Source organism: Domibacillus robiginosus (assembly GCF_000966195.1).
Taxonomy (GTDB): Bacteria; Bacillota; Bacilli; order Bacillales; family Domibacillaceae; genus Domibacillus; species Domibacillus robiginosus.
The window spans coordinates 38,708-50,780 of record NZ_LAHL01000015.1 but is presented as its reverse complement, the minus strand read 5'-3'; the positions used below and the strand labels follow the sequence as shown (position 1 = coordinate 50,780).

The 12,073-nt window shown below is 39.9% G+C and carries 10 protein-coding genes; 2 read left to right on the top strand and 8 right to left on the bottom strand.

Annotated elements, in window-relative coordinates:
* Positions 1–276 precede the first annotated feature (276 nt).
* Positions 277–477, top strand: a complete 201-nt coding sequence (locus VP97_RS24350; RefSeq protein WP_050182111.1) for a hypothetical protein — start codon at positions 277–279, stop codon at positions 475–477.
* Between the two features lie 222 nt (positions 478–699).
* On the opposite strand, the gene VP97_RS11920 is transcribed toward VP97_RS24350, so the two are convergent.
* The 4 genes from VP97_RS11920 to VP97_RS11905 form a co-directional block, all read right to left on the bottom strand.
* Positions 700–1,941: a diguanylate cyclase domain-containing protein gene (locus VP97_RS11920; RefSeq protein ID WP_050182110.1), complete on the bottom strand. Its 1,242-nt coding sequence runs from the start codon at positions 1,939–1,941 to the stop codon at positions 700–702.
* A gap of 272 nt (positions 1,942–2,213) precedes the next feature.
* Entirely contained in the window at positions 2,214–2,492 is a 279-nt protein-coding gene (locus VP97_RS11915) for a YciI family protein (RefSeq protein ID WP_050182109.1), read from the bottom strand.
* Between the two features lie 16 nt (positions 2,493–2,508).
* Positions 2,509–3,675 carry a glycerate kinase gene (locus tag VP97_RS11910; protein WP_342667319.1) on the bottom strand — a complete coding sequence of 389 codons (1,167 nt, stop codon included), beginning with the start codon at positions 3,673–3,675 and terminating at the stop codon, positions 2,509–2,511.
* Between the two features lie 504 nt (positions 3,676–4,179).
* A complete protein-coding gene (locus tag VP97_RS11905) occupies positions 4,180–5,265 on the bottom strand; it encodes a CdaR family transcriptional regulator (protein ID WP_050182106.1) in 1,086 nt (361 codons plus the stop codon).
* Between the two features lie 673 nt (positions 5,266–5,938).
* On the opposite strand from VP97_RS11905, the gene VP97_RS11895 reads away from it, so the two are divergent.
* On the top strand, positions 5,939–6,433 hold the full coding sequence (locus tag VP97_RS11895) for a YhcN/YlaJ family sporulation lipoprotein (RefSeq protein WP_050182104.1): 495 nt from the start codon (positions 5,939–5,941) through the stop codon (positions 6,431–6,433).
* A 673-nt stretch (positions 6,434–7,106) separates the two neighbouring features.
* On the opposite strand, the gene VP97_RS11890 is transcribed toward VP97_RS11895, so the two are convergent.
* The 4 genes from VP97_RS11890 to VP97_RS11875 form a co-directional block, all read right to left on the bottom strand.
* The gene (locus VP97_RS11890; RefSeq protein WP_050182103.1) at positions 7,107–8,168 is read right to left on the bottom strand and encodes a phosphatidylglycerol lysyltransferase domain-containing protein; all 1,062 of its coding nucleotides are present in this window, start codon (positions 8,166–8,168) and stop codon (positions 7,107–7,109) included.
* 560 nt (positions 8,169–8,728) lie between these two features.
* Positions 8,729–10,051 carry a hemolysin family protein gene (locus tag VP97_RS11885; RefSeq protein ID WP_050182102.1) on the bottom strand — a complete coding sequence of 441 codons (1,323 nt, stop codon included), beginning with the start codon at positions 10,049–10,051 and terminating at the stop codon, positions 8,729–8,731.
* Between the two features lie 54 nt (positions 10,052–10,105).
* Entirely contained in the window at positions 10,106–11,428 is a 1,323-nt protein-coding gene (locus VP97_RS11880) for a hemolysin family protein (protein WP_050182101.1), read from the bottom strand.
* A gap of 38 nt (positions 11,429–11,466) precedes the next feature.
* Positions 11,467–11,853, bottom strand: a complete 387-nt coding sequence (locus VP97_RS11875; protein ID WP_050182100.1) for a MerR family transcriptional regulator — start codon at positions 11,851–11,853, stop codon at positions 11,467–11,469.
* Positions 11,854–12,073 lie beyond the last annotated feature (220 nt).

The following is a 12,073-nucleotide window of genomic DNA, read 5'->3' as shown; positions in this document are numbered from 1 at the left end:
GCTTAACGTCGGTTTGTTCGACCCTTTATGCGAACTTTTTATAAAAAAAGCAAAAGGAGACCCATTGAAAGTGATGATGGCTACTGTTTTAACAGCGACAGACGTCACAATGAATGGGGATACGACTACCACGATTATTATTTGTGTGGCTGCTTTCCTGCAACTGTATAAATAAATGAATATCAAGCTCGTTTATTTAGCTGTCATTATCGTGATCCCTATTGGCATTTTTAACCGGCTTCCATGGGGTGTCCAACGATTGCTGCAGCTACAGCCATGGATGTAAGTATCAGCGAATTATTTGCAGACCTGTTGCCAGGTATGCGGGGTGCTGAAGTGTTCGCTATTTCTATGCCTTATTTTATCGGCATAGGAAATAAATTTTATAAACTTCCAAAAAAAGTATATCATGTATACCTGGCCCATTGTTTTTTATATCTGGGTGTTTATACATTAACCGGGGCACTGCCGATTTAGAAAAAAGCCCTTTTAAAAAGGATTTATGCTTTGCTGTTGGACAAAGTCGATATCATAAAGTACAACTAGGTGAACCTCTCCATCAAAATCTTTGATTTAAATAGAGAGGTTCACGATATCTTCTTCAACTAAAGCCTCCCTCAGTATAAAAAATTCAACATTCATCTTCGGATTCTTTTATGCAGCCAGACTTCCTTTTCGTTCTTAGAACTGTTCTGGAATTCAAGCCCGATTTTTTGCTTGTTTTTTAGCACGATACATCGCTTTATCTGCATTTTTGAAAAGCGCCTCAACCGTATCCCCCTCTTCGGGGAAAAATGAGATACCTATACTTGCAGTAACACAAAGTGTATGGTCTGAAATAATCATTGGTTCAGCGATTACATCCTTGATCCGTTCCATTAAGGAAATTAAATCAGACCTGTTTTCTATATTCACTTGAAAAACTGTGAACTCATCTCCACCCCAACGAGCTACAAAATCCTCCTCCCCAACTGTGTGTATCAGCCTTTTTGCCACTTCAATCAAAAGCAGATCGCCAACGTCATGTCCAAAAGTATCATTAACGTATTTAAACCCATCCAAATCAAGTAACATCAGAGCGTGAACATGTTGTTCATTTTTCGACTCGCCTAAGAGCAGGCTGACACGTTTCTTAAATAAACGTCGGTTCGGCAGATCGGTTACGCTGTCGCGATAGGCCAGGTGCATAATTTTCTCTTCTGCTTCTTTACGATCTGTAATGTCACGCCCGACGCTAATGGTTTGTATGATTTCTCCAGATGGATCGCGGATATACTCGGCTGTAGTCTCAAACCAGCGATATTCCCCATTTTTATGCCGAACACGACCCGTAAACCGCTCCGTGTCCTGGTCGATAAATAATGAGTTGCGATGCTCCTGGAATTTTTTATTGGTGTCCGGAGGATTGAAAGATGCTGCAGGTTTTCCAATAACCTCTTCTGGAGTATACCCGAGTAATGCCTCTACAGTTGGGGAGATATACGTGAATATGCCATCGGCAGAAGTAGAGGAAATGATATTTTGAGATTTTTCCGAAATGAATGAAAACATTTCTTGAATATCTAATAATCCCTTGCTCCGGTTCACTTGCTGAGTGATATCTTCAAATCTGATGAAACTGCCCGTCTCTTGCCCGTCGCTTACAAGTGGAATACTTGTCAATCTAACATAAACCAGGAAGCCTTTTTTATGCCGAATGGCCAATGTAGATCGGGCTTTGATATTTCTGCCAGAGTTATCACTGTTAACACTTGATGAATAAAATAGCTGATCCAACGATGTCTGTAATATCTCTTCCTGTTTATAACCAAACATCGTTAATACCGCGGCATTTACGTATAAAAACTGACCTTCCACATCTACAATACATATACCGTCTGGATGACTTTCAAATAAATACTGAAGAGCACCAGCCTGGTCAAGTAAATCTTTTTGCAACATAATTCATGTATCCACCTTTAGAGACATTAAATTTTTGCGTCGTTGCGCGTTTTCACTATACTCCGATTAGATTTTGTATTCTCTCTCATTATACTATATTTCGTCCTCTCACCTTTCATTGTTTAGCTTATATATAATTTAAGTTAAATTGTCCCTTTCGTTTAACAAAGCTCAATAAAAAAGCCTCAACAAATATTTTCACATTCGTCAAGGCCTTTTTTCATTTGAAAATTTTCTGTATGATAGCTTTTCCTCTGAAAAATCTTTTCATCTCAATAAGGCAGCACTGCGTCGCTGACCATTTCCCATTCATGAATGTCAAATCCTCTTGCTCCCTGAATAACATAAGGATCCTGTTTTGCGATTTGTTCCACTTCTTCCAATGAGCCGGCTCGATAAATAACCAACCCACCGGCTTCATCAGCAAATCGGCCATTGGCAAATATTTTACCTTCCTGGCGCTTTTGATTTAAAAAGTCTAGATGCTGTGCGCGATACTGTTGGCTTTTCTCCTCATTTTTCATCGGTAAAAAAACAGCAAAGTATTTCATGTAACAATCGTCCTCTCTATCGTATATTTATACCTGTCTCGGCATTCACTGCTTTAAGCAAACGGAATAGCTGGTTTGTCGTTCGTCTTAAATTGTTATAAGCCATTTTTGAATCCATGGCTTCCTCCAGTGACATCGGCGCATTTACAATTGAAAAATAAGAGGTAATACCAAGTTCATTTAATACCGCTGTTTCTTCTGTAATACCGCCTGCCAATGCCAGAACAGGGATATTATATTTGTGGGCAAGCTGTGCGACACCCAGAGGAGCCTTTCCCATAGAAGTTTGTCCGTCCAATTTTCCCTCTCCTGTAATCACAAAGTCTGTATTCTTCATGTTTTTTTCCATCTCGATGATTTCCAAAATCAATTCAATTCCAGACTGCAGATCGGCATTTAAAAAACCTGAAAATGCAGCCCCCAGTCCCCCGGCTGCGCCTGCACCGGAGATATTGTGAATATCAGTACCGGATTCATAAAGGACAACTTCAGCAAAATGTTTCAGCCCTAAATCAAGCTGTTTCACCATTTCAGGTGTGGCTCCTTTTTGAGGCCCAAACACATAGCTTGCTCCCTCTGGACCATATAAAGGATTGTTTACATCACATGCTACTTTGAATGTGCATTCCTTCAATCTTTCGTTTACGTGAAGCCGATCAATTTTCTGAATCTCAAGCAATGCTTTTGCTCCTAAACCAACCTCTTCATTGTTTTCATTTAAGAAGCGAAAGCCCAGAGCTTGCAGCATACCAACTCCAGCATCGTTTGTAGCGCTTCCACCAAGGCCTATAACAAACTCACGGCATCCTTTTTCAATGGCATCGGAAATAAGCTCTCCAACGCCATATGTAGTTGTAAGAAACGGATTGAGCTGGCTGTAAGGAACAAGGGGCAAACCACAGGCTGCAGCCACCTCAATTACAGCTGTCTTCCCGTCACCTAAAATTCCATAGATGGCCCTTGCTGTTTCTTTTAAAGGACCCACTACTTCTTTTTCGACTAATTTCCCGCCTGTTGCCTGTACCAATGCTTCTACCGTACCTTCTCCACCGTCTGCTAAAGGAAGTGTCAAGACTTCCGCTTCAGGATAGATATCTTTTATACCTAAAGAAATTGCTTCGCTACCTTTTATAGAAGAAATGCTTCCTTTAAATGAATCAATAGCAATTAAAACTTTCATCATTAGCACCTCCCTTATTTATCATTAAGTATAGAGAAAGAATGATAAGGATGTAATAGTCCAGGTACCAAAGAATTAAGAAACATTTTGTTCTCTGTAACAAAAAAACTTTGAACTAAAGAGCTTGAAATCAGATTGTAGACAAATGATTGATAACCGAGCACATGAATAGGATAGATCGGCGGTGTCCGGGCTGCTCCGCTTTCCATAGGGCGCTGCCCGGACGCCGCCAAGTGGCTTGCAACAAGACTGTATAGGGCTAATGGGGTTGTATTTTTCTTTTTGAAAAAGAGGAAATGCCGATTCAGCCTCTGTTTATTGATTTTCAATACTACTTAGTAAAGCCTGCCGGACGAAGACTCCTGCGGGAAGTACAGTACGTCAGAAGACCTCGCCAGCGCAGTCGAGGAGGCTTTCGCAATGTCCAAGAAACGCGAAGTTCGGCAGGCTTCACTTATCGGCTATTTTTTTGAAAGTGAAAGGCTTGGTCTGCACACTGGCTTTAAACTAAAGAGTTTGAAGTAAAAGAGCAATATAAAGTTTCACAGAATCGTGGTAGTCTCTTGGATTTGATCCTGTTTTTTCGGCAATTTTTTCAAGGCGGTATTGCAGGGTGTTTTTATGAATAAACCACTCTTCAGCTGTTTTTTTCAATGAAAGGTTATGGTGATAATAACTGTGCAAAAGGCTTATTTCCTCTTCTGAAAGCGCACCGATAAGTTTCGCCGTATAGTCCTTTCTTATATGAAAATCAATATTTTCCATTATCATTTCTAGATCCAGCTTTGTATATTCGCATACTGTTACTTTTCTTGAAAGAGCATATTTTAAGGCGAGCTTGGCGTGCGTATAGGACGTTCCAAGTTTATCTAAAATATCAATGCTCCCTATTCCGATTGAATAGCTTACATTCATAGAACGGAAACACGTCTGAAAGGCTTTTAATATTGTTTGGTACTGTGATTCGTTAATAATGAGGGCGTACTGGTTAGGAAATAAGTAAGTAAAAAGTTTAATTCCCTGTTCTAATAACGTCCCATTCATTTTAACAGGGAGTGATGAAGTATGATCCAAATCATGCAAATGAATAATAGCGACAAAAGCTTTTTCTTCTAATTCATATTGCAATTGAGGCAAGTGCTCACGCATGAAGGCATCCTCTTTTTCATTTTCAAAAATGAGCATACGAACAATAGAGGCGCGTAACTCATCAAGAGAGTGAATGGCGCTTTTTATCATTTGCTCCTTGATCAACACTTCGGTAATTTTGGTCAGTAAAAAACCTAATGACTTACATTCTTCTGGATCTCCTGATATGCCGATTACACCGAGCATTTTTTGGTCTATCATGATTGGATAATTAATGCCTTTTTTTGCACCCTTAAACGTATCATCCTCTGAAACTTCTACGATACTTTCTTTTTCCAGTACCTGAAAAGCAGCAGCATGAAAGGTGCCAACTCTATTTGGATCTGTGCTGGCCACAATTTTTCCGTCTAGATGTATAAGATTAATATCCTTCCCAATCACTTCTTTGGCAGCATCTACAATCATTTGAGCCAGAGGTGGGCTGATTTGAAAATGTTCTTTCATGTTTATTTTCCTTTATAGTGGATTATTTTTGTTATTTTATCACTAAATCCTGAATTAAAATGTCTGTAGAAAGTTAATTATACATTTGAAGCAACTATAATAAAATGCGTGGCTGGCTTCTTTCATTTTTTTACTTTATATATGGCTTTTCTCTTTTCTGTTTTAAATGCAAATAGCTCTAAGTACACCCCGCATGTTTTGTCGCCGCAAGCAATTAAGGTTTTCCCTGAAAGTTTAAGACCTTCCGCCCGTCATCAAACAAACCCTTTTTTAACCGCCTCTTAGAATCCACCTGTCTAAGAAAAGCATTATCAATGGCAACTCCCTGTTTGTCCAGCTCTGTTTTAACCATCCTCTGTTTCAATTCATGACGGACAGTGGCTCATTGATTATTTCTCTATCCGTAATGACTGTCTTCGGCTCTTTAGCCGGGGCTTCTTTTAGATCCAGGATCTTTTGGTCTGTATTTTTATTTACTGCTTCACGAAAAATCAAGGAAACAAAATACCGGATTTGTGTATATCTTTCTTCCGAAAGCACAGGCTAACTTTACCCCTTTTAATATAAGCAGTTATTGTTTAAACAATAGCTGCTTCTTTTATTCACTAGGTGGAATAATAAATGGCTCATTGGAGAGTATATCCTTTGTTACTATATGTGAGGAGGGCTAACAATGAAGAAAGTCTCGATTTACGCTGCAGCTTTTATGGCGATGTTTTTATTAACGGCTTGTATGGGTAACGATAATGACAATAATGCCGCTGACAAAGAGGATAATACTCCGGCAGAAAATACAGCTACAAATGATCAGCAAGCAGATGACGATACCACTAATGATAACCAGACCTTAGAAGTAGCTGATGAAGCTGCTGATAATGTTAAAAAAATTGAAGAGGTTAATGGGGCAACAGTGCTTGTAACCGATCACCGTGCTTATGCAGCTGTTGATCTAAAAAATGGAACTGACGTCAGTGATGACTTGAAAAATAACATTGAAGAAAAAGTAAAAGAAGCAGACACCTCGGTGGAAAAAGTCTATGTTTCTGAAGATCCAGATTTCAGCACGCAAATGAAGGAATATGCTGATCGAATCGAGGCAGGCGAGCCCGTTGAAGGATTCTTCGATGAATTCAGCGACGCTGTTCGACGAGTATTTCCAGATGCTTAAATGCAAGGTCAAGCATCTTGTAATGAAAAGAAAAGTCCTCATCGAAAAGAGGACTTTTTGTCATGCACTAAAAGCATTTTTACAAAGTTTATCATGTTAAGAGCTATAAAAATATGCACCACTCCCCATGCAAAAAAGCAATCACCTTTGGACAGGATAACTGCCAAGCTGAATTAATTCTTAGTAGTACGTTTACTAGGCAACCTATTTCAGTTAAAATTCTTTCCATGTGCGCTGTTCTTGTCTTTAACTATCCCCAGCTCTCTTATATTCCGAAAAAAAGGAAAATATAATCATCTAGGAATAGATGCTGGCCTTTATAAAAATAAACATTCAAAAACACTGTGAGACGGCTTAAAAGGCCGTCTCACAGTGTTGAAAAATAGAGTCGTCAAGAGAATATTCCATTGTTTAGCTGAAATCGTCTTTTTATGGTAGCCAGAAGCACGCTGTTTTCTTTAAGAAGCAGTGAGGGGCTGCGTCTGCCCTGCGAAAAGCGGAGCCCTGCGGATGCTGCCTCTTCTACGCCTGGACCAAGCACGGTAACCCATACTGCTAGAGACCTAAACGTTCAAAAATGTGTTGGGTTTAAACAGTCAGTCTCTTATTTCAACAGAATGAGATGGGCCTAAAAGACTGTCTTTTTTGAGATACACTTTTTAAGTATGATCTGTTAAAAAGGTCTTTTACCGAATTTTAATTTTTCGAGTGGGTTCCTTGCCAAAATAAACTTGCCCATTGTTGCCACCTGATTAGCGTGGATTAAACGGATAATACGCAGAAAAACAGCAGGAAGAAAATTACTCTGGTACACAAGATAACGTGACTCCCATTTAGGCTGAAATTTATTTTTATATTGATAAAGCCCTTTAAAATTATAAAAATGATTAACTTTGTCAAAAATGATCTGTCCCGCAGCCTCATACATTCCACTTTGATCAGGGTCTTTCATATTGGCTAAAGGGGAGATGCCCATACTGCACCACTCATATCCTTGTTCCTTGCACCAGTTGAAGATAGAAATAAACAAAAAGTCCATAGTTGCGTTTGGGCTTTTTTCAGGCTGGTAACGCATTAAATCGATGACAAGTGTACGATCGATTTTTGGCTGATTGTACGCAAGCGTTGCAAAGGCAATAATATCCTCATTCTGATTTTTAACAATTCCAAGAGGGAATCTGGCTACATAGTCATCATAAAAATAGCCGACTGAAAACCCTTTTTCCTTCCTGCTCCCTAACCAGGCATCTGAAACTTCCTTTATTTCTTCTAGCAGCTCTTTTGAATGGGGTGGAAATAAAACAGAAAATTGATAGCCTTCCCGTTCAAATTTATTCCGGCAAGTACGCAGCCGTTTCCTGCTGTTCCCTGACAGTGAAAAATCCGGAAGATACACTTTCGCTTCTTCTCCTATTTTAAGAGAACCATACCCCAGTTCCTGATAAGCCGCCATATATCGAATAGATACCTGATAAAAGACGGGAGTCATATTTATTTGACGGCAGTATTTGTGAAATTCATGAATAGCTCCATAAATGAGAGATTCTTTCCCAATGGGATCCCCCAGTACAATATAGGCATTGCCTGCTTTTTGGTAGATAATCAAAACTTGCTTCTGTTGTGACCAAAAAAAGCGTTTATCATTCAAAAAGCTTAAGTGGGATGCGTGATTTCCACCGTTTCTTTGTAAAAATAACCACACTTCATTCAGGTCATTTTCATATTGAAGAAGCATAATAGAAAAAATCCCTCCAAATCATGATGATAAATATCGGCCTTGCTTTAAATATGCAATATGGTCTGCTTCCTTCTTAAACATATATTTCAGCAAAAAATTCTGTCTCTTTTCCATACTAACTTTTTGCCTCGATATTGCCTTAAAGAAGTTTGACAATTTCATGAACATTGACAAGATACAAACAGGTTTTTCAACTCGATAAGAGGGCTGAAGACAAATACTGATTCCTACTTTTTAATTTTTAATATCCCAGCCCTTATAACTCTTATAAGCACTTCAAACTTCGAAATTATACCTGCTCAGGAGTATAATTTTCTTGCTGCTCTTTTTAACGGTTATACCTTTTTCTATTATATTCTCTTTAACTTCTTATTATTTCCCCCAGGACTTCTAGATAAAAGAAAATATCTTTCATTTTAAAAAAGTTGCAGCTCGATACTAAAATTTCTTTTTACTTTATGCAGATTTCAGCTTTGTTTCTTTGGCCTCGAAACAGTCATCAAATACTAAAAACAAGAAAATAAAAAGCATGATTCCCAAAAGGAACCATGCTTTTTTTAAGACTTTGATGCAGCAGAAGAAGCATTTAGCTTCAAGGATACCAATTTGATCTGATAATTTTCCATTTCTATGACTGTCCAAAGGTGTGAATGAAGATTGATCATATCTCCTTCTTCAGTCAGCTTGTCATTTTGTATCTGGATCCAGCCGCCGATCGTATCTACATCATTGCTTTCAGGAAATGAGAAGCCAAATCTCTCCTCCAATTCCGATAATAAAACACGTCCATTTACCACATACTCTGTTTCGCTTTTTTCCTGGATATCTGGTATTTCATCTGTGTCGTATTCATCACGGATCTCACCGACAATTTCTTCCAAAATATCTTCCATCGTTACAAGACCCGCTGTGCCACCATATTCATCGGTTACGATGGCCATATGCGTACGGCTCTGCTGCATTTTTAAAAGAACAGCTTGAATGGGGGTAGCTTCATGGAAGCGCGGCATTTCATGTATAAAACGCTCCATTTCGCGGTCATTGCCGGCTGCAATGTGCGTTAACATTTCTTTCGTATTTACAAAGCCAATTACCTGGTCTTTGTCATATGCTTCCGTGACAGGATAGCGTGTATAATCGTTTTCTTCCAAAACAGCAATCATGTTTTCGAACGAAATATCTTTTTCAAGTGTGACGATCTCTGTTCTCGGAATCATAATGTCCTTGATCACGCGTTCATCAAATGCAAAGATGTTTTCCAGATAATTTAATTCTGTCTGGTTAATTTCACCGCTTTCAAAGCTCTGGTGCATGATGAGTTTCAATTCTTCCTCGGAGTGAACTTCATCATGTCCTGCAGGCTCCACACCAAACAGGCGGAGAAAAATACGGGCAGCACCGTTTAATGCCCAGATAAATGGAGACATAATTTTACCGAACCAATAAAGTGGAGGCGCAAGCAGCAGCGTCATTCTTTCCGCAAATTGAATAGCCAGCGTTTTGGGAGCAAGCTCTCCAAGTACCACATGCAAAAACGTTACGAGTGATAAAGCAATAGCGTACGAAAGTACGGTCGCCATCGCATCCGATAACTCCATGCTCTCAAAGACAGGGTGAAGGATTTTTTCAACCGTCGGTTCCCCGAGCGCGCCCAGGATAAGTGCCGTAATCGTAATACCAAGCTGGCAGGCAGACAAGTAGTAATCCAGGTTATGGGCTACTTTTCTGGCCAGCACGGCTTTTTTGTTGCCTTCTGATATAAGCTGGTCAATTCTGGACATCCGCACTTTCAGGATTGCAAATTCAGCACCTACAAAAAAAGCTGTCAATGCAATCATCACTGCCACTAAAAACAAGTTTAATAATATTATACTGTCCAATTATTTCCCTCTCTTGAGGGATTCACCTCCAAAAGTATTCGTATCCTGTAATGATTAATTGTTTTCTTCGTCTTTGACTTCTGTACGCTCCAGGAGTACCTGTTTAATTTGATAATGATCCATTTCAGCGACCGTCCAGATATTACTTCCCTGCTCAATGATATCCCCGACTTCAACCGTCTCCATCTTTTTAAACTGGATCCAGCCACCAATGGTGTCGACGTCTTCACTTTCTTCAAATTCAATCCCAAACCGATCTTCTAATTCCTCTAAAAGAACAAGGCTATTAATCATATATTGATTTTCACCTTTTTTCACAATATCTGCCACTTCATCTGCGTCAAACTCATCGCGGATCTCCCCAACGAGCTCTTCCAGAATGTCTTCCATTGTAATGATGCCGGCCGTGCCGCCATATTCATCAATAACCAGTGCCATGTGAACACGGGCAGTCTGCATTTTTAAAAGCGCATCTTGAATGCTTGTCACTTCGTGAACTAATGGAAGATCCCGTACAAACTCTTCCAGCCTGCGCTCACGGCCTGCCGCAATATGCGTCAGCATTTTCTTAACATTAACAACACCCATAATGCGGTCTTTATCGCCAGCTTCTGTGACAGGGTAGCGTGTATAATTATGTTCAGCCAGTACCTGAACAATGTCGCTATACTGCATTTCTTTATCAAGCGCTACAAAAGCTGTTCTTGGTACCATAATGTCTTTTGCGACACGCTCGTCAAATGTGAAGACGTTTTCCATATACGAAAGCTCTGACCGGTTGATCTCGCCGCCCTGGAAGCTTTGTGCCATAATAATACGTAATTCATCTTCAGAGTATGATTCACCATGTCCTGCCGGCTTCACACCGAAGGAGCGGAGAAGCACACGTGACGTTCCATTTAGTGCCCAGATGAATGGAAACATCAATTTACCAAACCGGTAAAGCCAAGGAGCCAGGAGAAGTGTTACTTTCTCGGAAAACTGGATCGCGAGTGTTTTTGGTGCCATTTCACCCACCACCACATGTAGAAACGTCACTAGGATAAAGGCAATCGCGTAGGAAGAAGCGGAGGCTACAGCATCTGATACATTAAAATAGTTAAATACTGGGTACAGTAGGCTCTCCACTGCCGGCTTTCCGAGTGCGCCAAGCCCGAGTGCTGTTACAGTGATGCCAAGCTGACACGCCGATAAATAGTAATCCAGGTCGCCGGCTACTTTTTTGGCCAGTACCGCTTTTTTATTTCCTTCCGCAATCAGCTGGTCAATGCGTGACATACGTAGCTTGACCACCGCAAACTCTGAACCAACGAAGAAAGCCGTCAGTCCGAGCAAAAGTACAAGTAAAAACAAGTTGATGGTTGTAATAATGTCCAATTATTTCCCTCTCTTGAGGGATTCACCTCCAGGTATTGTTATAGCATGGTTAATAGTTTCATAATATCCATCATTTTCTGCTCAAGAATTTTATGAACGCGCTCTTTTTCTTCTTTAGGCGCATCTTTTAATTTTTCTTCAAGTGATGCCAGCTTTTTTTGAAGGCAATCGATTTCTTCCTGCACGTCATACATAATGGGATCTATTTCCCTGTCTTCAGGTTCATGGAGCACTTGCTCAATCTCCGCAATCGACATACGCTGCTTTTTTAGCAGCTTAATTCGTTCCAATGTTTGAAGCACGCTTTCCGGATAGAGACGATAATTAGTAGAAGAACGCTCAACCGGCAGTAGCCCGCACTGTGTATAGTAATCAATTGTACGTGAAGATAAACCGCTTAATTCAGCCACCTGGCCAATGCGCAATAACGCCTTCCCAACCTAAACGCCCCCTTGCTTTTTTATTTATGGTGTAATCATATCATATAAACCCAACAGCGTACAGTAGCACGTGATGGTTGAATGTTTTTTTTTGAAGTGATACTGCTTTACATACACCTTGTCAAAATCTAAATAAAAAGTAACATGTACCTATCCCCGAATAATTGTTTTCACACTGTTGATACCCAGTGTATAAAGTGAAATA

Coding starts and splice junctions, on each gene's coding strand:
- VP97_RS24350 (WP_050182111.1), top strand. CDS start 277: ATGGATGTAAGTATCAGCGAATTATTTGCAGACCTGTTGCCAGGTATG.
- VP97_RS11920 (WP_050182110.1), bottom strand. CDS start 1,941: ATGTTGCAAAAAGATTTACTTGACCAGGCTGGTGCTCTTCAGTATTTA.
- VP97_RS11915 (WP_050182109.1), bottom strand. CDS start 2,492: ATGAAATACTTTGCTGTTTTTTTACCGATGAAAAATGAGGAGAAAAGC.
- VP97_RS11910 (WP_342667319.1), bottom strand. CDS start 3,675: ATGATGAAAGTTTTAATTGCTATTGATTCATTTAAAGGAAGCATTTCT.
- VP97_RS11905 (WP_050182106.1), bottom strand. CDS start 5,265: ATGAAAGAACATTTTCAAATCAGCCCACCTCTGGCTCAAATGATTGTA.
- VP97_RS11895 (WP_050182104.1), top strand. CDS start 5,939: ATGAAGAAAGTCTCGATTTACGCTGCAGCTTTTATGGCGATGTTTTTA.
- VP97_RS11890 (WP_050182103.1), bottom strand. CDS start 8,168: ATGCTTCTTCAATATGAAAATGACCTGAATGAAGTGTGGTTATTTTTA.